Annotated in this window: 17 protein-coding genes; 14 read left to right on the top strand and 3 right to left on the bottom strand. The window is 66.9% G+C overall.

The window, feature by feature from the left end; all coding sequences use genetic code 11:
* From RAN53_RS06240 to RAN53_RS06220, 5 genes are read left to right on the top strand one after another with little or no spacing between them, the layout of a single operon-like run.
* Positions 1-924: an ABC transporter permease gene (locus RAN53_RS06240; RefSeq protein ID WP_305795953.1), complete on the top strand. Its 924-nt coding sequence runs from the start codon at positions 1-3 to the stop codon at positions 922-924.
* Positions 921-1,718, top strand: a complete 798-nt coding sequence (locus tag RAN53_RS06235) for an ABC transporter permease (RefSeq protein ID WP_305795952.1) — start codon at positions 921-923, stop codon at positions 1,716-1,718. The genes RAN53_RS06240 and RAN53_RS06235 overlap by 4 nt, the downstream gene beginning before the upstream one ends.
* 39 nt (positions 1,719-1,757) lie before the next feature.
* Positions 1,758-2,822, top strand: coding sequence for an ABC transporter substrate-binding protein (locus RAN53_RS06230; RefSeq protein WP_305795951.1), 1,065 nt, complete (start codon positions 1,758-1,760; stop codon positions 2,820-2,822).
* A gap of 54 nt (positions 2,823-2,876) precedes the next feature.
* Entirely contained in the window at positions 2,877-4,244 is a 1,368-nt protein-coding gene (locus tag RAN53_RS06225) for a glutamine synthetase family protein (RefSeq protein WP_305795950.1), read from the top strand.
* A gap of 3 nt (positions 4,245-4,247) precedes the next feature.
* Positions 4,248-5,540 (top strand): NAD(P)/FAD-dependent oxidoreductase, encoded by a 1,293-nt coding sequence (locus RAN53_RS06220; protein ID WP_305795949.1) that lies wholly within the window; start codon positions 4,248-4,250, stop codon positions 5,538-5,540.
* A gap of 58 nt (positions 5,541-5,598) precedes the next feature.
* Here the strand turns inward: RAN53_RS06220 and RAN53_RS06215 are convergent, their stop codons facing one another.
* Positions 5,599-6,477: a MurR/RpiR family transcriptional regulator gene (locus RAN53_RS06215; protein WP_305795948.1), complete on the bottom strand. Its 879-nt coding sequence runs from the start codon at positions 6,475-6,477 to the stop codon at positions 5,599-5,601.
* Positions 6,478-6,622: 145 nt separating this feature from the next.
* On the opposite strand from RAN53_RS06215, the gene RAN53_RS06210 reads away from it, so the two are divergent.
* The 7 genes from RAN53_RS06210 (at position 6,623) to RAN53_RS06180 (ending at position 14,557) form a co-directional block, all read left to right on the top strand.
* Entirely contained in the window at positions 6,623-7,420 is a 798-nt protein-coding gene (locus tag RAN53_RS06210; RefSeq protein ID WP_305795947.1) for an N-formylglutamate amidohydrolase, read from the top strand.
* Positions 7,413-8,009 carry a TRAP transporter small permease subunit gene (locus tag RAN53_RS06205; RefSeq protein ID WP_305795946.1) on the top strand — a complete coding sequence of 199 codons (597 nt, stop codon included), beginning with the start codon at positions 7,413-7,415 and terminating at the stop codon, positions 8,007-8,009. The genes RAN53_RS06210 and RAN53_RS06205 overlap by 8 nt, the downstream gene beginning before the upstream one ends.
* Entirely contained in the window at positions 8,009-9,331 is a 1,323-nt protein-coding gene (locus tag RAN53_RS06200; protein WP_305795945.1) for a TRAP transporter large permease, read from the top strand. Before RAN53_RS06205 ends, RAN53_RS06200 begins: the two co-directional genes overlap by 1 nt.
* Before the next feature lie 83 nt (positions 9,332-9,414).
* Entirely contained in the window at positions 9,415-10,467 is a 1,053-nt protein-coding gene (locus RAN53_RS06195; RefSeq protein ID WP_305795944.1) for a TRAP transporter substrate-binding protein, read from the top strand.
* A 103-nt stretch (positions 10,468-10,570) separates the two neighbouring features.
* Positions 10,571-11,941: a glutamine synthetase family protein gene (locus tag RAN53_RS06190; protein WP_305795943.1), complete on the top strand. Its 1,371-nt coding sequence runs from the start codon at positions 10,571-10,573 to the stop codon at positions 11,939-11,941.
* 71 nt (positions 11,942-12,012) lie between these two features.
* Positions 12,013-13,395 carry an aldehyde dehydrogenase family protein gene (locus RAN53_RS06185; protein WP_305795942.1) on the top strand — a complete coding sequence of 461 codons (1,383 nt, stop codon included), beginning with the start codon at positions 12,013-12,015 and terminating at the stop codon, positions 13,393-13,395.
* Between the two features lie 16 nt (positions 13,396-13,411).
* Complete coding sequence (locus RAN53_RS06180) at positions 13,412-14,557, top strand: iron-containing alcohol dehydrogenase (protein ID WP_305795941.1); 1,146 nt, start codon at positions 13,412-13,414, stop codon at positions 14,555-14,557.
* Between the two features lie 68 nt (positions 14,558-14,625).
* Here RAN53_RS06180 and RAN53_RS06175 read toward each other — a convergent pair whose 3' ends face one another.
* Positions 14,626-16,371 (bottom strand): formate--tetrahydrofolate ligase, encoded by a 1,746-nt coding sequence (locus tag RAN53_RS06175; RefSeq protein ID WP_305795940.1) that lies wholly within the window; start codon positions 16,369-16,371, stop codon positions 14,626-14,628.
* A 188-nt stretch (positions 16,372-16,559) separates the two neighbouring features.
* Here RAN53_RS06175 and RAN53_RS06170 point away from each other — a divergent pair, with 188 nt between their 5' ends.
* Entirely contained in the window at positions 16,560-17,573 is a 1,014-nt protein-coding gene (locus RAN53_RS06170) for a GlxA family transcriptional regulator (RefSeq protein WP_305795939.1), read from the top strand.
* Positions 17,574-17,590: 17 nt separating this feature from the next.
* On the opposite strand, the gene RAN53_RS06165 is transcribed toward RAN53_RS06170, so the two are convergent.
* Entirely contained in the window at positions 17,591-20,158 is a 2,568-nt protein-coding gene (locus RAN53_RS06165) for a GcvT family protein (protein WP_305795938.1), read from the bottom strand.
* A gap of 236 nt (positions 20,159-20,394) precedes the next feature.
* Between RAN53_RS06165 and RAN53_RS06160 the strand changes: the two genes are divergently transcribed.
* On the top strand, positions 20,395-21,591 hold the full coding sequence (locus RAN53_RS06160; RefSeq protein WP_305795937.1) for a glycine cleavage T C-terminal barrel domain-containing protein: 1,197 nt from the start codon (positions 20,395-20,397) through the stop codon (positions 21,589-21,591).
* Positions 21,592-21,597: the final 6 nt, after the last annotated feature.

Genomic DNA, 21,597 nt, shown 5'->3' with positions numbered 1-21,597 from the left:
ATGTCCTACGCCGGTGTGACCCCGACGGCCCGCAGCCGGGCCATGGTGCGCGAGAGTCGCCACCTGCTGTTTACCGTCGCCCCCGGGGCGGTCTGGATCCTGCTCTTCCTGGTGCTGCCCAGCGCCTACCTGATGGGCGTGGCCTTCATGACCAACGGCCCCTACGGCCTGCCGCAGATGCCGCTGTCGCTGGCGTCGTTCGAGCGCCTGGCGGGCTTCGGCTTCCTGGGCTGGAGCCCGGGCAATCTCTATACCCTGCTGCGCTCGCTATGGCAGACCCTGATCTCCACCGGGCTGGTGGTGATCGTCGCCTATCCCATCGCCTACTACATCAGCACCTGTCGCGAGAAGTGGCGGCCGATCATGCTGCTGCTGGTGGTGGTGCCCAGCTGGACCAACCAGGTGATCCGCACCTTCGGCTGGATGAACCTGCTGGCCCCGGGCACTCCGCTCTCCGGCCTGGCCGAGGGGCTGGGGCTGATCCCGCCCAACATGGGGCTCTACCCCTCCAACTTCGCGGTCACCCTGGGCCTGGTCTATAACTTCCTGCCCTTCATGGTGCTGCCGCTCTACGCCGCCTTCGAGAAGCTCGACACCGCCCAGGTGGAGGCCGCCCAGGACCTCTATGCCTCGCCGCTGCGCGCCTTCTGGCACGCGGTGTTCCCCCAGACCCTGCCGGGGCTGCTGGCCGGCATCGTACTGGTGGCGATTCCCGCCTTCGGCATGTACGTGATCCCCGAGCTGCTCGGCGGCGGCAAGGGCATGATGCTCGGCAATCTGGTGGCCAACCAGTTCTCCGGCGGGGCCAACTGGCCGCTGGGGGCGGCCGGCGCGATCCTGATGCTGATCGCCACCTTCGTGGGGCTCTTTGCCATGCGCCGCATCGGCAAGCGCCTGGGTGGCGGCGAGGAGGTGGTGATATGAGAAAGCGCACGCTCAAGCGCGGCCTGACCGGCTTCTGGTGGTTCACCCTGGCCTTCCTCTACCTGCCGCTGGCCGTGGTGGTCCTGTTCTCTTTCAACGCCTCGAACAGTGCGGCCAGCTTCACCGGCATCTCGCTGCGCTGGTACCGCCAGTTGATGGGCAACGAGGAGATCCTCTCGGCCTTCGCCAACAGCATGGTGCTGGCCATCGTCTCCTCGGTGATCGCGCTGGGCATCGGCTGCCTGATCGGCTACGGCATGTACCGCCACCGGCATCGCAAGCTGGGCTGGCTGATCGTGCTGATCTACCTGCCCATCGTGCTGCCGGATATCGTCTTCGGCATCTCGGAGATGGCCTTCTTCGTGCAGATCCACCGCCTGACCGGGCTCTTCCAGCCGGGGCTGGGCACCATGATCATCGCCCACGTCACCTTCCAGATCCCCTTCGTGGCGCTGATCGTCTACTCGCGTTTCGTGGGCCTGGACCCGACGCTCTTCGAGGCGGCCAAGGATCTCTATGCCACCCCGGTCAAGCGCGTCATCCACTTCATGCTGCCGACCATCAAGCCGGCGCTGATCTCGGCATTCTTCCTCTCCTTCACGCTGTCGGTGGATGACTTCGTGATCAGCTTCTTCACCGCCGGCCCGGAGAGCGCGACCCTGCCCATCTACATCTGGGGCGCGATCAAGAAGGGGGTGTCGCCGGAGATCAACGCCATCGCTACGCTGATGATCGGCGCGGTGGCCATCGCCGCCATCGTCAGCCTGATGTTCAGCCGTCGCCGGCAGGCTTGAGCCGGCACCTCACTCCACGGGGAAACCAGGAGAGTCATCATGACAATCAACAAGACCGTACTTGCCCTGTCCGTCGGCGCCGCGTTGCTTGCCGGCAGCGCCCAGGCCCAGGAGAACAAGCTCTACCTGTTCAACTGGACCGAGTACATGGACCCCGAGATCATCGAGGCCTTCGAGGAGACGTACGACGTCGATGTCGTGCAGAACTACTTCAACTCGCTGCCGGAGATGCTCTCCAAGCTCCAGGCCGGCGGTGTCTCGCAGTACGACATCATCGTGCCCTCCAACTACTACGTGCCGCGGCTGATCGAGACCGGCCTGGTGCAGAAACTCGACAAGTCGAAGATTCCCAACTTCGCCAACGTCATGGAGCAGTTCCAGGACCCGGACTTCGACCCGGGCGCCGAGTACACCGCGCCCTACCAGTGGGGCACCACCGGGGTCGTCTACAACACCGAGACCTTCCCGGACGCGCCCAAGAGCTGGTCGCTGCTGTTCGACCCCGAGGTCAATCCGGAACACCCCTTCGCGCTGATGGGTGACGGCCAGGTCAGCCTGGGCGGCGCCTGCGCCTACCTGGGCCACGGTTACGACTGCACCGACCCCGAGGGCTGGAAGGAGGCCGCCCGCCTGCTGATCGACACCAAGGGGCGCGATACCTTCAGCGGCTTCACCGATGGCACTCCGGCGCTGCAGCAGCTGGCCCGGGGCGTGACCCACGTGGGGCTCTCCTATAACGGCGACTACCTGTTCTTCAAGGACGAGGATCCGGAGACCTTCGCGACGCTGGACTTCATGATCCCCGACGAGGGTGCCGAGATGTGGGTGGACTCGATGATGATCACCTCCGAGGCCCCCAACCCCGACATGGCCCACAAGTTCATCGACTTCATCCTCGATGCCGAGGTGGGCGCCCAGCTCTCGAACTACAACTACTACGCCAGCCCCAATGCCGCCGCCGAGCCCTACCTGGATGAGGTGCTGACCGTGCCGCCGGTGCAGCCCAGCGAGGACGACATGGAGCGCCTGCGCTTCACGCCGAGCCTTGCGGGCGAGTCACTGCAAATCTTCCAGCAGCTCTGGTCGGAGGTTCAGTCTCGCTGAGCGGACGGCCCCCGGCGCGCCGGGGGCCGCCTTACCATGAGCAAGGACATTCCCATGAGTAACCGACAGGAGCAGCCGCTCCTCAACGACTGGTTCCAGAATCACGCTATCACCGAGGTCGAGTGCCTGGTCAGCGACCTGACCGGCATCCTCAAGGGCAAGATCATGCCCGCCGGCAAGTACCTCAACGGCGGGCGGCCGCGCCTGCCCGATTCGATCTTCATCCAGACCGTCACCGGGGGCTATCCCGATGACGAGGACATCCGCTTCTGGAACCCCGCCGAGCGGGACATGGAGCTGGTGCCCGACCCCAAGGCCGTGTTCCTGGTGCCTTGGGCCGAGGATCCCACCGCCCAGATCATCCACGATTGCTACTACCTGACCGGCGAGCCGGTGGAGTTGGCGCCGCGGCATGTGCTCAAGCGGGTGCTTGAGCTCTATGCCAAGCGTGGCTGGACCCCGGTGATCGCCCCCGAGGTGGAGTTCTACCTGGTCAAGACCAACACCGACTCCGACTACCCGCTGGAGCCGCCCATCGGTCGCACCGGCCGCCAGGAGAGCAGCCGGCAGTCCTTCTCCATCGACGCGGTCAACGAGTTCGACCCGCTGTTCGAGGAGATGTACGACTACTGCGAGGCCATGAATCTCGACCTCGATACCCTGATCCACGAAGAGGGGGCCGGCCAGATGGAGGTCAACTTCCAGCACGGTGACCCCCTTGCCCTGGCCGACCAGGTGGTGATGTTCAAGCGCACCCTGCGCGAGACCGCGCTGCGCCACGGCATGTATGCCACCTTCATGGCCAAGCCCATGGCGGGCGAGCCGGGCAGCTCCATGCATATCCACCAGAGCCTGCTTGACTCGAGGGATGGGCACAATGTGTTCGCCGGCGACGACGGCCAGCCCAGCAAGCTGTTCCACCACTTCATCGGCGGCCTGCAGGAGTACCTGCCCGCGGCGATGCCGCTGCTGGCCCCCAACGTCAACTCCTACCGTCGCCTGCTGCGCACCGAGAGCAGCGGCTCGGCGCCGATCAACGTGGAGTGGGGCATGGACAACCGCACCGTGGGGCTGCGGGTGCCGGTCTCCGGCCCCGAGGCTACCCGGGTGGAGAACCGCCTGGCCGGCGCCGACGCCAACCCCTACCTGGTGATGGCGGCCTCGCTGGCCTGCGGCTATCTGGGCATCCTCGGCCAGCTGGAGCCGCGCCCGCCCATGACCGGCTCCGCCTGGTCCGGCGGCCACAAGCTGCCCGACGATATCGGCCCGGCCCTGGACCTGCTGCACGACTGTCAGCCCCTGGCCGATATCCTCGGCGAGCGCTTCACCCACAGCTACCTGGCGGTGAAGCGCGCCGAGCACCGCGCCTACTTCCAGGTGATCAGCTCCTGGGAGCGGGAACACCTCCTGTTGAGGGTCTAAGCCATGACGATCCCGTTCGAGCCCGACCACGCCGCGTCTTGGTACGCCGCCACCGCCAATCCCGCCCCCGAGCGCGGCGCCCTCGAAGGCGAGGTCGAGTGCGACGTCTGCGTGGTGGGCGCGGGCTTCACCGGCATCTCCGCCGCCCTGCACCTGGCGGAGCGCGGCCTCTCGGTGGTGGTGCTGGAGGCGGTCAGGGTCGGCTACGGCGCCTCCGGGCGCAACGGCGGCCAGATCGTCAACAGCTACAGCCGCGACATGGACGTGATCGAGGCCAAGTACGGTGAGACGACCGCCCGTGCCCTGGGGGACATGGCCTTCGAGGGCAACCGTATCATCCGCGAGCGGGTCGCGCGCTACGCCATCGACTGCGACCTGCGTGACGGCAATCTCTTCGCCGCCTGCAATCACAAGCAGCTCGAGGGCCTGCGCGAGCATCAGGCGCTGTGGGAGCGCTACGGCTATCGGGAACTGGAGCTGCTGGAGGGCGAGGCGCTCAAGCGCGAGGTGAACTCCGACCGCTACACCGGCACGCTGGTGGACCACGGCGGCGGCCACCTGCACCCGCTCAACCTGGTGCTGGGCCAGGCCGCCGCCCTGGAGTCGCTGGGCGGGCGCATCTTCGAATACTCGCCGGTGACCGGCCTTGCGCATGGCGAGCCCGTGGTGGTGACCACCGCCAACGGCCGGGTGCGCGCCGAGCGGGTGGTGATGGCGGGCAACGCCTACCTCAAGGGCGTGCTGCCGGAGATCGAGAGCCGGTCGATGCCCTGCGGCACCCAGATCATCACCACCGAGCCGCTGGGCGAGGCGCGGGCCCGGGAGCTGCTCCCCAATGGCCTGGCGGTGGAGGACTGCAACTACCTGCTCGACTACTACCGGCTGACCCGCGACAACCGCCTGCTCTACGGCGGCGGGGTCAACTACGGCGGCAGCGACCCGGCGGATATCACGGCGGTGATCCGGCCCAAGATGCTCACGACCTTCCCGTTGCTCGAGGACGTCAAGGTGGACTACGCCTGGAGCGGCACCTTCCTGATGACGCTCAACCGTCTGCCCCAGTTCGGCGTGGTCAACGGCAATGTCTACTACGCCCAGGGCTACTCCGGCCACGGGGTCACCTGTACCCACCTGGCCGGCAAGCTGATCGCCGAGGTCATGCACGGCCAGGGCGAGCGCTTCGATGCCTTCGCCGGGTTGCCCCAGCTGCCGTTCCCGGGCGGGCGCCTGCTGCGGGTGCCGCTCTCGGCCATCGGCGCCTGGTACTACCAGACTCGCGACAAGCTGGGGATCTGAGCACGGGCTCCTCACCGCGGCCATGACAGCGACCGGCGCGCCAGACGGGGGCGGGTGATCAGCTGAACTTGCGGAACAGGCTCGTCATGTCGAACAGCTCGTCCAGTCGCTCATAGCGATCGCGGGCCTCCGGCCAGCGCTGCTCCTGGACCGCGGCGATCATGGTCTCCAGCAGCATCATGGTCGCCACGCTGGAATCCCATCCCGAGGGAATCTCCCCCCAGCAGTTGAAGGTGACGTCGGCCAGCGAGGAGACGGGTGAGCCCCACTGGTCAGTGAACAGCACGATGCGCACGTCGCGCTGGCGCACCATCTCCGCGAGCCGCAGCAGGTTGGTCTCGTAACGCCGGATGTCGAAGATCAGCAGGGTCTCACCCGGCGCCATGTCCAGGACGTAATGCGGCCAGGTCCCGGAGGACGAGGTCATGTGGGTCACTTGGGGGCGTACCGCCTGGAAGTGCGTGAAGGCGTAGTCGGCCAGCGCCTGGGTGATGCGCCCGCCGACGATGTAGAGTCGCCGGTCGGCATCGGCGAGTTGCGCGGTGGCCCGATCGAACCGCTCCTTGTCGACATGCGCGAAGGTCTGCTGGATGTTGCCCGTGACCGCCTGGGCGAAGCGGTTGAGCAGGTGCGTCTCGGGGGCTTCGGATGACCAGTTGGCGCGCCTCTGGGTGGGGCCGACCCCCGTCGCCTCCAGTTCGCGAAGCAATGCCTTGTGAAACTCCGGGTAGCCCTTGAACCCCAGCTTCTTGACCATCCGTGCCACCGTGGGCGAAGACACGCCCACGTTGCTTGCCACGATGGTAATCGACGCCAGGCCTGCCGCTGGGTAGTTGTCGAGCAGAGCGTTGGCAAACTTGCGCTCCGCGTGGGTCAGTGAGGGGTAGTGTTGGCGAATCAGTTCCCGCACGGAAGCGGGAGAGTCGTCGGTCGTCATGACGAATCCTTCATGATGCGTCCTTTCCGAAAGGCGCTGGGCACCCGATGACGCTGGCGGATCGACGTGGAAACGCTGCTTGAAGAAATATTGACACACCGACTTTTCGACGTCTATATCTTTACAGGACCGTGGAGGAGTCCTGATGTCCAGCGCAGTCGAGCCGTCATCCCCGAGTGTCGAGATCCACAATCGTCAGGGCCGCGGCCCCGCCGTGATCCTGTGCGAACATGCGTCTCATCATATCCCCGAGCGATACCATGACCTTGGCCTGAGGCCCGAACATCGTTGCAGCCATGCCGTGTGGGATATCGGGGCGCGGGCGGTGGCCTTGCGGCTGTCGGCGATGCTGGATGCGCCCCTGGTGGCCAGCCGGATCTCGAGGCTGGTCTACGACTGCAACCGCCCCCCCGAGGCGGCAAGCGCGATGCCCGAGCGCGTGGAAATCATCGACGTGCCGGGCAATCGCCAGCTGACCGCAGCGCAGCGCGACGCCCGGGTCGAGGCGGTCTATCGTCCGTTCTGCGACGCCGTGACGAGCGTGCTCGCCGAGCGTGCCACGCGCCGCATCCCGACGGTGCTGATCACCCTCCATAGCTTCACACCCAGCTTTCATGGTCGGGTCCGGGCGGTCGAGATCGGCATCCTGCATGATGTCGACCGACGGCTGGCCGATGCGATGCTGGCGCAAGCCACGCGCCTTCCCCATCGCCGGATCGAGCGCAACGCGCCCTACGGGCCCGAGGATGGGGTGACCCACTCGCTGAAGCGGCATGGCATCGACAACGGGTTGGCGAACGTGATGATCGAGATTCGCAATGACCTGCTGGCCACGCCGGAAGGGGAGGAGGCGCTGGCCCGGGAGCTGTCGCAGCTGATCCGGCCCGCCCTGGCCAGCCTGGGGATGGCGCCAGCGGCCGAGGAGGGGCAGCACGATGCCTAGGGCCATCCTGATCTATATCGGCGCCATCGAGGCCATGAACCGTGTCATCGGGCGAATGGCGATGTACCTGATCTTCGTGCTGATGGCGGTGCTGCTATGGTCGTCGGCGTCCAAGGTGTTCATGACCCCCTCGCTGTGGACCCTGGAAACCGCGCAATTCGTCATGGTGGCCTACTTCGTGCTAGGCGGGCCCTACTCGATCCAGTTGGGGTCGAACGTGCGCATGGACCTCTTCTATGGCGACTGGAGCCCGAAGACCAAGGCGTGTGTCGATGCCATCACCGTCTTCTTCCTGATCTTCTATCTCGGCGTGCTGCTCTATGGCGGCCTGGTGTCGACGGCCTATTCCCTCGGCTACTTCGGTAGCGAACCGTTCGACTTCTTCCTGTCCCTCATCGCTACCTTCTTCACGGAGGGGCCGTCGGCGGCGGGAGAGGCGCTGGGCTTCCTGGAGCGCAGCCCCACGGCCTGGCGGCCCTGGCTGTGGCCGATCAAGACGCTCCTCTGTCTCGGCGTGTTCCTGATGATCCTCCAGTCCCTCGCCGAGTTCTTCAAGGATATCGGCCGTCTGCGCGGGGTGCTCGACTGATGCCGTACGAGATGATCGCCATCGTCATGTTCAGCGCCATGATGCTGATGCTGTTTACCGGTCAGCGTGTGTTCGGCGCCATCGGTTTCGTCGGGGCCATGGCCGGCGTGCTGCTGTGGGGCACGGGGGGTGTCGATATCCCGTTCTCATCGGCGATGAAGCTGATGAAATGGTATCCGTTGCTGACCCTGCCGATGTTCATCTTCATGGGCTATGTGCTCTCGGAGAGCCGCATCGCCGATGACCTCTATCGCATGTTCCATGTCTGGATGGGGCCGGTCAGGGGAGGCCTCGCCATCGGGACCATCGGCCTCATGGTGCTCATCTCGGCCATGAACGGCCTGTCGGTGGCCGGGATGGCGATCGGTGCCACGATCGCCTTGCCCGAACTGCTGCGGCGGGGGTACGACAAGATCATGGTGACCGGCGTCATCCAGGCGGGTTCCAGCCTCGGGATTCTGGTGCCGCCCTCGGTGGTGCTGGTGCTGTACGCCATGATCGCGCGCCAGCCCGTAGGGCAGCTGTGGCTTGCCGGGGTGTTGCCGGGGCTGATGATGGCGACGCTGTTCATCATCTATATCTATGTCCGCTGCCGCCTGCAGCCCTCCCTGGGTCCGGTCCTGCCCGTCGAGGAGCGCGATGTGTCGCTGGCCGAGAAGCTTCGCCTGCTGAGGGCGGGCCTGCTGCCGCTGGTCATCTTTGCGGTGATGATGGTGCCCTTCGTCAAGGGCTGGACCTCACTGGTCGAGAGTTCCGCCGTGGGGGCGGTGACCGCGCTGCTGGCGGCAACGCTCAAGGGGCGGATGACCCGCAAGGTGTTCGAGGTGTCGGTGCGCCAGACCCTGGCCATCACCTGCATGTTCATGTGGATCATCCTGGCCGCGCTCGCCTTCGGCGCCATCTTCGACGGGCTGGGCGCGGTCAAGGCCATCGAGGACCTCTTCACCGAGCGCCTGGGGCTGTCGCCCTGGATGATCCTGATCCTGATGCAGCTCAGCTTCATCGTGATGGGGACCTTCCTCGACGATACCGCCATGCTGGTGATCGTGGCGCCGCTCTATGTCCCGCTGGTCGATGCGCTAGGCTTCGACCTGATCTGGTACGGGGTGCTCTACACGATCACCACCCAGATCGCCTACATGACCCCGCCGTTCGGCTACAACCTGTTCCTGATGCGTGCCATGGCGCCGCCCGAGATCGGGCTGCGCGATATCTATCGGTCGATCCTCCCCTTCGTCTTGGTGATGACGGTCGCCCTCAGCCTGGTGATGGTCTTTCCGCAGATTGCACTCTGGCTTCCGGGCTATATCTATGGGAGCTGACCATGGCAGGAATCAACAACAAGAGCCTCACCAGGGGCCGACAAGGTGTCACATCCGGTAGTTAACACCAGGAGAGCGAGAAAATGACAACAAGACGCAAGTTTCTGATCAATGCCGCGGCCGGTGCCGCCATCGCGCCGTTGGCCTCACGGGTCATGGCCCAGTCGTCGTCCGAGCCCACCATCACCTGGCGCATGCAGACCTATGCCGGTGCCGCCCTGGCGGAGCATGTCGCCAAGCCGGCCATCGACCTCTTCAACCGGATCGCCGGGGACCGCATGCAGATCGAGCTCTACTATGCCGATCAGCTGGTGCCGACGGGGGAGCTCTTCCGGGCGATGCAGCGCGGCACCATCGATGCCGTGCAGTCGGACGACGACTCCATGGCATCCCCCACCGAGGTCACCGTCTTCGGTGGCTACTTCCCCTTCGGTTCGCGCTACAGCCTCGATGTGCCGGTACTGTTCAACCAGTACGGCCTCAAGGAGATCTGGGAGGAGGAGTATGCCAAGGTCGGCGTCAAGCATGTCAGCGCCGGGGCCTGGGATCCCTGCCATTTCGCCACCAAGGAGCCGATCCGCAGCCTCAAGGACCTCGAGGGCAAGCGCATCTTCACCTTCCCCACCGCGGGACGCTTCCTGTCACAGTTCGGCGTGGTGCCGGTGACCCTGCCCTGGGAGGACATCGAGGTCGCCGTGCAGACCGGCGAGCTGGATGGCATCGCCTGGTCCGGCATCACCGAGGACTACACGGTGGGCTGGGCCGACGTCACCAACTACTTCCTGACCAACAACATCTCGGGGGCCTGGATCGGTCACTTCTTCGTCAACATGGAGCGCTGGAACGAGCTTCCGGAAGACCTGCGGCTGCTCTTCGAGGTGTGTTGCGAACAGTCCCACTACTACCGTCAGCACTGGTACTGGGGGGGCGAGGCCAGGCTGCGCGTCCATGGCGACAAGCTGGAGCTCACCTCGATCCCCGATGCCGAGTGGGATCAGGTGGAAACCGCTGCCCAGGCGTTCTGGGACGAGATCGCGGCGGAGTCTGAGACCAAGGCCAGGGTGGTCGAGATCTTCAAGCAGTACAACGCCGATATGCGCAAGGCCGGGCGGCCCTACCGCTACACCGATGCCTGATCGGGTCAGATGCCCCGGCAGGTGCCGGGGCATCTCTACTGGGCAAGGCGCCGCCCCGATGCGGGCCGGCATGGATTTCTGGATGCGATGAGGAGCGTCGGCAATGACCAACGCGCTGGCTTTGGATGCCCTTGAGGACCTGAAGGCCAAGGTGGGAAGCGGTGAGGTGGATACGGTGCTCGTCTGCATCGTCGACATGCAGGGGCGCCTGATGGGCAAGCGGCTCCATGCGCGTCACTTCGTGGAGGACGGCTGGGGCGAGACCCATTGCTGCAACTACCTGCTGGCCACCGATCTCGAGATGGAAACGCCGGATGGCTATGCCAGCACCTCCTGGAGCGCCGGCTACGGCGACTACATCATGAAGCCGGACCTCACCACGCTGCGCCCCGTGCCATGGCTGGAAGGCACGGCCATGGTGCTGTGCGATGTGCTGGATCACCACACTCATGAGCCGGTTCCCCATGCCCCTCGCACCATCCTCAAGCGACAGCTCGCAAGGCTGGAGGCGCTGGGCTTCGATGCGGTCATGGCCACCGAGCTCGAGTTCTTCCTGTTCGAGAAGAGCTTCGACGAGATCCGTCGCAACGCCTTCCGCGATATCGCACCGATCAGCGGATATAACGAGGATTACCATATCCTCCAGACCACCAAGGAGGAGCATGTGTTGCGCCCCCTTCGCAACCATCTCTACGCGGCGGGCATACCGGTGGAAGGCACCAAGGGGGAGGCCGGTTCCGGCCAGGGTGAGCTCAATATCCGCTATGCGAAGGCGCTCGATACCGCGGACTATCACACCATCGCCAAGCATGCGACCAAGGAGATCGCCTGGCAGCAGGGCAGGGCGGTGACCTTCATGCCCAAGTGGCATCACGGCCATTCGGGCAGTTCCACCCATATCCACCAGTCGCTGTGGCAGGGAGGCACCCCGGCCTTCTTCGACGAGAGTGATGCCCATGGCATGTCGTCGCTGATGAAGCACTACCTGGCCGGCCTGCTGAAATATGCGCCCGACTACACCTACTTCCTGGCCCCCTATATCAACAGCTACAAGCGTTTCCAGAAGGGCTCCTTCGCCCCGACCAGAACGGTCTGGTCGGTCGACAACCGCACCGCCGGGTTCCGCCTATGCGCCGATAACACGCGGGCGGTTCGCATCGAGTGTCGCATCGGCGGTTCGGACCTGAATCCCTACCTGGCCATGGCGGGACAACTCGCCGCCGGCATCAAGGGCATCGAGGAGACGCTCGAGCTGCCGCCGCCCGCCGAGGGGGATACCTATGAGGGAGAGACGGGCCTGATCCCGCAGAACCTGCGCGATGCCATGCACGACCTTAAGGCGTCCGCCATGCTGCGCGAGGCCATGGGGGATGCGGTGGTCGACCATTACACCCGCGCCGCCGAGGTGGAGCTCGAGGACTTCGACCGGGTGGTGACCGATTACGAGGTGGCACGCGGCTTCGAGCGCTCGTGACGGCGCGCCATGCCGACCGGACTCCTGCCCACGAGGGCAGGGGAGACGCACTTTCCAAACGGGAGAAGACGATGGGTCATGTCCTGACATGCATCTCGCCGATCGACGGATCGGTCTACGCCGAGCGTGAAGCCCTGTCGCTGGACGCCGCGCAACAGGCCGCCGCACGGGCGCGCTCGGCCCAGGCGAGCTGGGCGGCGCGCCCTCTCCAGGAGAGGATCGCGCTGGTGCAGGCCGGTATCGCCGCGGTGGGCGAGATGAATGACGACGTGGTGCCGGAGCTGGCGCACATGATGGGCCGACCGGTTCGCTATGGCGGCGAGTTCGCTGGCTTCGAGGAGCGCGGCACCCACATGGCGGCCATCGCCGAGCAGGCGCTGGCCGATATCGCGGTGGGTGAGGATGCCACGGTCAAGCGCTACATCAAGCGCATTCCCCACGGGGTGGTGCTGGTGGTGGCCCCCTGGAATTATCCCTACATGACGGCGATCAACACACTGGCCCCGGCGCTGATCGCCGGCAATACGGTGCTGCTCAAGCATGCCACCCAGACGCTGCTGGTGGGCGAGCGCCTGGCGCGTGCCTTCCACTCGGTCGGGGTGCCCGAGGAGGTTTTCCAGAACGTCTACCTGGATCATGCGACGACCTCGGCATTGATCGCCGAGCGCGCCTTCGACTTCGTCAACTTCACCGGCTCCGTGGGCGGCGGGCGCGCCATGGAGCAGGCGGCGGCCGGCACCTTCACCGGGCTGGGCCTGGAGCTCGGCGGCAAGGATCCGGGCTACGTCATGGAGGATGCCGACCTGGATGCCGCGGTCGCCACCCTGGTCGACGGGGCGATGTTCAACTCGGGGCAGTGCTGCTGCGGGATCGAGCGCATCTATGTGCACGAGAGCCTCTTCGAGGCCTTCGTCGACAAGGCGGTGGCGATCGTCGAGGGCTACAGGCTGGGCAACCCCCTGGCCGCCGATACCGATATCGGTCCGATGGCGAATATCCGCTTTGCCCAGGAGGTGCGGGCCCAGATCCACGAGGCCCTGGCCGCCGGTGCGACGGCGCATATTGCCCGCAAGCCCGAGGATGATGGGGGCGCCTACCTGACGCCGCAGATCCTCACCCGGGTGACCCATGAGATGCGCGTGATGCGTGACGAGAGCTTCGGGCCGGTGGTCGGCATCATGCCGGTGGCGGACGATGAGGAGGCGATCCGGTTGATGAACGACAGCCGGTTCGGCCTGACGGCCAGCCTTTGGACCGCGGATATCGAGCGGGCCCAGCGCGTGGGAGACCGTGTCGAGACCGGTACCGTGTTCATGAACCGCGCGGACTACCTGGACCCGGGCCTGTGCTGGACCGGCTGCAAGGACACGGGGCGCGGCGGCGGCCTGTCGGTGATCGGCTACCACAACCTGACCCGGCCGAAGTCCTACTATTTAAAGAAAACAACAACATGATCAAGAAGGTGACCCCATGATACTGACCGGAAACTGGACCTATCCCACCGCCATCCGCTTCGGCGCGGGTCGGATCAAGGAGCTGCCCGAGGCCTGCGCCGAGGCGGGCATGAACCGGCCGCTGCTGGTCACCGACCGTGGCCTGGCGGACCTGCCCATCACCCGGACAGCGCTGGATATCCTCGAGGCGGCGGGTCTCGGCCGTTGCCTGTTTGCCGAGGTGGATCCCAATCCGAACGAACAGAACCTGCAGGCCGGCGTCGAGGCCTTCCGGGCCGGCGGCCATGACGGGGTGATCGCGTTCGGCGGCGGCTCGGGGCTGGACCTGGGCAAGATGGTGGCCTTCATGTCCGGCCAGACGCGTCCGGTGTGGGATTTCGAGGATATCGGTGACTGGTGGCAGCGCGCGGATGCCGAGACGATCGCCCCCATCGTGGCGGTGCCCACCACCGCCGGGACCGGCTCGGAGGTCGGCCGAGCCAGCGTCATCACCAACTCCCGCACCCATGAGAAGAAGATCATCTTCCATCCCAGGGTGCTGCCCAGGGTGGTGCTGTGCGATCCCGAGCTGACGGTCGGCATGCCCCGGCCGATCACCGCCGGGACCGGGCTGGATGCCTTCGCCCACTGCGTCGAGGCGTTCTCCAGCCCGCACTATCACCCGATGAGTCAGGGCATCGCGCTGGAGGGCATGCGCCTGGTCAAGGAGTACCTGCCGCGCGCCTATGCCGACGCTACCGACCTGGAAGCACGGGCGCACATGATGAGTGCGGCACTCATGGGGTCCACGGCGTTCCAGAAGGGGCTGGGGGCCATCCACGCGATGAGCCACCCCATCGGGGCGGTGTTCAACACCCACCATGGCACCACCAACGCGATCTGCATGCCGGCGGTGCTCGAGTTCAACGCCGACGTGATTCGCGAGCGATTCGACATGGCGGCCGGTTATCTGGGTATCGAGGGTGGCTTCGATGGCTTCCGGGCCTTCGCCCAGGAACTCAACGATCAACTGGGCATCCCGCGGACCCTCTCGGAGGTCGGCGTCACCCCGGACCGCATCGACGACCTGGCGGAGATGGCCATTCAGGATCCCAGCTGTGGCGGCAACCCGGTGACCTTGACCGTCGAGAATCTCAAGACGCTGTTCCATCGCTGCCTGTGACCGACCCCCGACCCGGGTCTCCTCCGTCGGAGGAGGCACCGCCGGCCGTTCATCCCCTCCCGCGGCGGTCAGCCGAGTCCCGTGATCTCGCCCTGATCATCGATATCGAGCCGCCTGGCGCCGGGAGAGGCGCTGAACCCCGGCATGGTGAGAATATCCCCGGCCAGGGCATAGACGAAGCCGGCGCCGGCGGAGAGGCGCACCTCGCGCACCGGCAGCCGCCAGCCCGTGGGGGCCCCGAGCCGGCCGGGGTCGGATGACAGCGACATATGCGTCTTGGCGATGCATACCGGAAACGCCCCGTACCCCTGGCGCTGCCAGGTCTCGAGCTGCTCTCGGGTGCCGGGGGCGAAGTCGACCCCCTCGGCGCCGTAGAGGCGCGTGGCGATGCACTCGATCTTCTCCGCCAGCGCCATCTCGGTGGGGTAGAGGAAGTGAAAGTCGTTGCCGTGGGTATCGGCCTCGTCGGTCGCCTCGACCAGCGCCTGCGCCAGGGCCAGGGCGCCCTCGCCGCCGTCGCCGACATGGCGCGAGACCTCGGCGCGCACGCCCACCGAGCCGCATAGCTCGCGGATAACGTCATGCTCGCTCGGGTGATCGCCGGGGAAGGCATTGATCGCCACCAGGGGCGTGAGGCCGTGGGCTCGCACGTTGTCGATCTGCTTGAGCAGGTTGGCGCCGCCCTCCCGCACCTGCTCGGGAGACTCCGCCAGCAGCGAGGCGGGCAGCGGCTTGCCGGGCACTACCCGGTGGCGGCCGCTGTGGTACTTCAGGGCGCGTACCGTGACCACCAGCACCGCGGCATCCGGGAGGAGACCCGAGGCGCGGCATTTGATATTGAAGAAGCGCTCGCCCCCCATGTCGGCCCCGAAGCCCGCCTCGGTGACCAGGAAGTCACCGGCGTGCAGGCCGATGCGGTCGGCGACGATCGAGGAGTTGCCGTGGGCGATGTTGCCGAAGGGGCCGGCGTGGATCAGCGCCGGGGCGTGCTCCAGGGTCTGCAGCAGGTTGGGCTTGAGCGCCTCCTTGAGCAGCACCGTCATGGCGCCGGCGGCGCCGATCTGTTCGGCGGTGACCGGCTCGCCGTTGCGGTCCAGCCCCACGATCAGCCGGCCCAGCCGTCGGCGCAGGTCGGCCAGGGAGTCGGCCAGCGCCAGTATCGCCATCACCTCCGAGGCGGCGGTGATCGCGAAGCCACCCTGGCGGGGCACTCCGTCGCCGCGCCCACCCAGCCCCAGCACCAGGTGCCGCAGGGCGCGGTCATTGAGGTCGATGACGCGCTGCCAGCGCACCTCGCGGGGATCCAGCTCGGGCTCGAGACGATGGTGAAGGTGATTGTCGACCATGGCCGCCAGCAGGTTGTGGGCCGCCCCCACCGCGTGGATATCGCCGGTGAGGTGCAGGTTGATGCGCTCCATGGGCAGCACCTGACTGTAGCCGGCGCCGGTGGCGCCGCCCTTGAGTCCCAGGGTCGGGCCCATGGAGGGCTGGCGCAGGGCTACCGTGGCGCTGTGGCCGAGGCGCTGGAGCCCCTGCACCAGGCCGATGGCGGTGGTGGTCTTGCCCTCGCCGGGCGGGGTGGGGGTCAGCGAGGTGACCACCACGTAGCGCCCGCAGGGGCGCTCGGCCAGGCACGCCAGGGCCGCCAGGTCGAGCTTGGCGATGCCGCGGCCATAGGGTTCCACCGCCTCGCCGGGCAGGCCCAGGCGGTGGGCGATCTCCTCGATGGGCCAGAGCCTTGCGGCGCGGGCGATCTCCAGGTTGCTCGGCGGCAAGGCGCCGGAAGCAGGGGTGGCGGGGGAGTGGGAGGGCATCGTTGTCTCTCCTTGAAGTCGTCACGCCGGACTCGGCGCCTGGCTTCAGTATCGCGGCCCGGGTCACCGCGGCTTGTGCGCGGACGTCAGGGCCCTTGGCCTCAGCGACAGCTTGCGGTGGTGACAATGGCGCGTTATGCCGATAGTTGCAGTCAACTATACGACACCGGGATCCATCAGGAGGGACCATGAGCGTACCGGTATGCCCCGACGACGGGCACCGCGATATCGGCTTTCTGCTGCTGCCGGGCTTTTCTCAGCTGGCCTTCTCCTCGGCCCTGGAGCCGCTGCGCATGGCCAACTACCTGGCGGGGCGGCGCCTCTACACCTGGCATCTGGTGAGTCGGGATGGCCGCCCCGTGGCCGCCAGCAGCGGCCTGGCAACGCTGGTCGACCAGCCCCTGGAGCCCATGCCGGCGCTGGATCTGTTGCTGGTGTGTGCCGGAGTGGAAGTGCAGGCCCACTGTGACCGCGGCACCCTGGCCTGGTTGAAGCGCCTGGCCAAGCGGGGCACTCCCCTGGGCGCCGTGTGCACCGGGGGCTATGCGCTGGCCCAGGCGGGGCTGCTCGACGGCTATCGCTGTACCCTGCACTGGGAGCATATCGGCAGCATCCACGAGGCTCACCGCTTTCCGGCGGTGGCCTTCGCCAACGAGCTCTTCGTCATCGACCGCGACCGCTACACCTGCTCCGGGGGCATCGCCCCCCTGGACATGATGCTGCACCTGATCGGCCGACAGCAGGGACTGCCCCTGGCCGAGGCGATCGCCGAGGAGTTCATTCACGAGCGGATCCGCGGGGTCAGCGATCGGCAGCGTAACCCGCTACGCCTGCAGCTTGGCCATAGCCACCCCAAGCTGGAGGAGGTGGCCACCCTGATGGAGGCCAACCTCCAGGACCCCCTGTCCCTGGACGAGCTGGCCCGCTATACGGGGCTGTCGAGACGTCAACTGGAGCGTCTGTTCCAGCGCCATGTGGGCAAGCCGCCGTTGCGCTACTACCTCGAGCTGCGACTGGCCCGGGCCCGGTTGCTGCTGCGCAATACCCAACTGCCGATCACCGACGTGGCGCTGGCCTGCGGCTTCGTCTCGCCACCGCACTTTACCAAGTGCTATCACGACCACTTCGGGCATTCGCCCAGTGGGGAGCGCAAGGGACGCCGGGAGCGACTCGCGGAGCTTGAGGCTTTCGGCCGAGAGTGAGGCGTCACCAGCAGGACTCATCCGCGCGGCCGGCGGCTCTCCGGGTCATAGAGGGCCCGATAGCCCACCGCCGCCACCCGCATCGGGTAGTGCGCGGCGAAGTACTCCAGCAGCAGGGATCTTCCTTCTTCCGCATAGTCGACGGGCAGGTAGGCCAGGGCGATGTTGCGCTTGAGCGAGGGTCCATAGGCGATGCTGGTCACGTAGGAGCGCCGGCCCAGGGCGTCCACCGGCACCTCGCCGCTCTGGGGGTCGAGCAGCGGCGACTGACCGACCGGGAAGCGAGGGGTGCCGGTGGCGTCGTGGTGTGCCTCCATCACCAGGGTGCAGAGCGTGGCCGGTTGCCGCTTGCGACCGCGCTGTTCCAGATAGGCGGCCTTGCCGTGGAACTCCGCGGCCTTGACCCTGGGCCGTGCCAGGCCAGCCTCGTAGAGGTTGTAGTCGGTGATCAGGTCGACGTTCTGCAGGCGCAGGCTCTTCTCCAGGCGGCGGCTGTTGGCGTAGGTCTCGACTCCCACCGGTACCACCCCGGCGTCGAACAGCCGGTCCCAGAGCGCCAGGCCATAGCTGAAGGGCACATAGAGCTCCCAGCCCAGCTCACCCACGTAGGAGATGCGAAAGGCCCATACCGGCAGGCCCTGTACGCGGATCTCGCGGGCGGTGGCGAAGGGGAAGCGGGCGTCGTCCAGGGCCTCGGGGTCGTCGGCGAGGGCCTGCAGGGTGCGCCGGGCATTGGGACCCCACAGGCCCAGGGTGGCCAGGCCGTCGCTGCGATCCTCCAGGTGCCAGCGGGTCAGGCCGACCGTCTCGGCGCGGCGGGTGATCCAGATCAGGTCGCGGTGCCCGGTGTCGCCGCCGCAGATCACCCGCCAGGCGTCGGCGGCCAGGCGCACGATGGTGAGGTCCGAGTGGACGCCGCCGGCGGCATCCAGGAAGTGGGTATAGACGCCCTTGCCGACCGGCGTGTCGCCGCCCACCCGAGCCACCGAGAGCCACTCCAGCAGCGCCTCGGCATCGCGGCCCGAAATATCGTAGATGGCGAAGTGGGAGAGGTTGATCATGCCCACGTCGTCGGACAGCGCCAGGTGCTCGGCATTGGCGACGCGCCAGAAGTGGCGGGCATCCCATTCGGCGGGTCGTTCCGGGACCCGTTCCAGATAGGCGGCCAGGCGCGTCTCGTTGGCGGCATAGCCGTGGGCACGCTCCCAGCCGGCGGCCTCCATGAAGTGGCCACCCAACTCCTGCTCCCTCGACCAGAAGGGGCCACGGCGCAGGCCGCGGCCGCTGGCGAAAGGCTCCCGGGGGTGCACCGGCGGGTCGTAGATCTTCTGGGCGATCTCCCGGCAGCGTCCCTGGACCTGGTGCGGGGTCTTCTGCACCGGATAGAAGCGAGCGATATCGATGCCGCAGGGGTCGGGCTCGGCGCGGCCATGGGTGATCCAGTCGGCCAGCAGCTTACCCATGCCCGGGGCGTCCTTGACCCAGACCGCCTCGCAGAACCACAGGCCGCGGGTCTCCGGCGACTCGCCCACCAGGGAGCCGCCGTCCGAGGTGACCGAGAGCAGGCCATTGAAGGAGTGCTTCTCGTCCAGCCCCAGTTCGCCGAGCACCGGGGTGAGTGCCATGGCACGCTCCAGCGCCTCGCCGACCTGGTCGATCTCCAGGTCGCGCATCGAGGGGGAGAGCCGGGCCCGGTGGCGATCGAGGATGGCGTGCGGCTCCACCAGGCGCGGCTCGTGGGACTCATAGTAGCCCCACTCCAGCTGGCCGCCCTCGGTGCTGGTCGGGTCGCCGGTATCGCGCAGGTAGGCGGAGTTGCCCTGGTCGCGCAGCAGCGGGTAGCCGATCTCCTTGCCGGTGCCGGCGAAGGTCTCGAAGGGGCCGAAGAAGATCAGCGGGTGTTCCACCGGCATCAGCGGCAGGGTCGCACCGCCCATGGCGGCGGGGATCGGCCCCCAGATACCGGCCGTGATGATCACCAGTGGGGTCGAGACATAGCCCTTCAGCGTCTCGACGCCGTGAACCCGTCCGTCGCGGATATCGATATCCAGCGCCGGTGTCTCGGCGAAGGCGTGCAGATGGCCGCTGGCAGCGGCCTTCTCGATCAGCTCGCCGGCAACGCGCTGGGAGCGGGGTACGACCAGCCCGGCGTCGGGATCCCAGAGGGCCCCCAGCACCTGGTCGCGCTCCAGCAGCGGGAAGCGTGCCACCGTCTCGTCGGCATCGATCATGCGGACGTTGGTGCCGAAGGCCTTGCCCGAGGCGACCTTGCGCGTGAGCTCGGCCAGGCGCGCCTCGTCGCCGACCCGAGCGATCTCCAGTCCGCCCGACTTGTGGTAGTGGCCCAGTGCCTCGTAGAAGCGCTGGCTGTAGGTGGTGGTATAGCAGGAGAGGCGGTCATGGGAGGTCATGTAGCAGAAGTCGGAGGCATGGGCGGTGGAGCCGACGTCCGAAGGCAGGGCGGCAGTCTCGAGTCCCACCAGGTTGGTCCAGCCCAGCTCGATGAGGTGGTGGACCACCGAGGCACCGACGATGCCGCCCAGGCCGATGATCACCGCGTCTGCCTGCGTGGGTAGGGTTGCCATGGTCGTGCTCCTCAGTCCGAGGGTGTCTTCGCAGGATAAGGCAGACTCCCGAGGGCACGCTGCCCCGCGGCGACGCCTCCTTGTCTCGAGGCGACAGCTCGCGGGTGGGCCTGTCGCCCACGCCAAAGAGCTGGACGCCCACAGCGAGATGCGTGGTCGCCGCTGGGGCTAGTGTCGTAGTCAAGGGCGGCCGGCGGGTGCCGGCCCCCGCCACAACGACACTCGAGGAGGCGGTCATGTCCCAGGTCATCGAGAGCATCCCGCAGGCCCAGACGGCGCCGGAGATCCTGCTCTATCCACGCATCCGCAAGTCACCCTTCTTCTATGCCTCGCGGCGTCACGGGGTGCGCAAGTACAGCGTCTACAACCACCACTACCATCCCCGGCTCTACACCGACCCGGTGGACGAGTACTGGGCCCTGGTAGAGGGCGTGACCCTGTGGGACGTCGGTGTCGAGCGCCAGATCGAGATCAGCGGTCCCGACGCCTTCGCCTTCACCCAGCGGCTGGTCCCCCGCGACATGCGCCACTGCCAGGTGGGGCAGTGCAAGTATGTCTTCGTCACCGCTCCCGATGGCGGCATCCTCAACGACCCGGTGCTGCTGCGCATCGAGGAGGACCGCTTCTGGCTGTCGCTTGCCGACAGCGACATCCTGCTGTGGTGCCGGGGGCTGGCGGTCAATTCGGGCCTGGATGTGACCCTCCAGGAGGTGGACGTGGCGCCGGTGCAGGTCCAGGGGCCCGGGGCCAAGGCGGTGATGGTGGACCTGTTCGGCGAGGCGGTGCTGGGGATTCCCTACTATCACCTGATGGAGGCCCGGCTGGACGGCATGTCGGTGGTGATCTCGCGCACCGGCTACTCGGGAGAGATCGGCTACGAGATCTACCTGCGTGAGGCCAGTCGTTTCGGTGAGGCGCTCTGGCAGCGGGTCTTCGAGGCCGGCCGGCCCCACGACATGCAGGTGATCGGCCCCTGCCATATCCGCCGCATCGAGGGCGGCATCCTCGCCTTCGGCTGCGACATCTGGTACGACACCAACCCCTTCGAGGTAGGCATGGGTTACGACTGGATGGTGGACCTGCGTGGCGACGACGACTTCATCGGCCGCGCCGCCCTGGAGCGCATCAAGGCCGCGGGCGTGTCGCGCAAGCTGGTGGGCGTGGAGATCGACGGCCCCAGCGTCGGCTATTTCACCGACGGTGCGATGATCGATGTCTTCCCGGTGCTCGACGAGGGGGGCGCGCGAATCGGCAAGGTGACCTCGGCCACCCGCTCGCCGCGTCAGGAGCGCAACATCGGCTATGCCATGGTGCCGATCGAGTACGCCGAACTGGGCACGGCACTGCGCATCGAGGCCAATACCGGCCTGCAGGAGGCCCGGGTGGTGGAGAAACCCTTCCACGACCCGAGCAAGGCGATTCCCAAGGGGTAAGCTGAC

The sequence above is a fragment of the Halomonas sp. SSL-5 genome, assembly GCF_030708455.1.
GTDB lineage: Bacteria > Pseudomonadota > Gammaproteobacteria > Pseudomonadales > Halomonadaceae > Halomonas.
The sequence above is the reverse complement of the archived record's forward strand: the minus strand, read 5'-3'. Positions and strand labels throughout refer to the sequence as shown.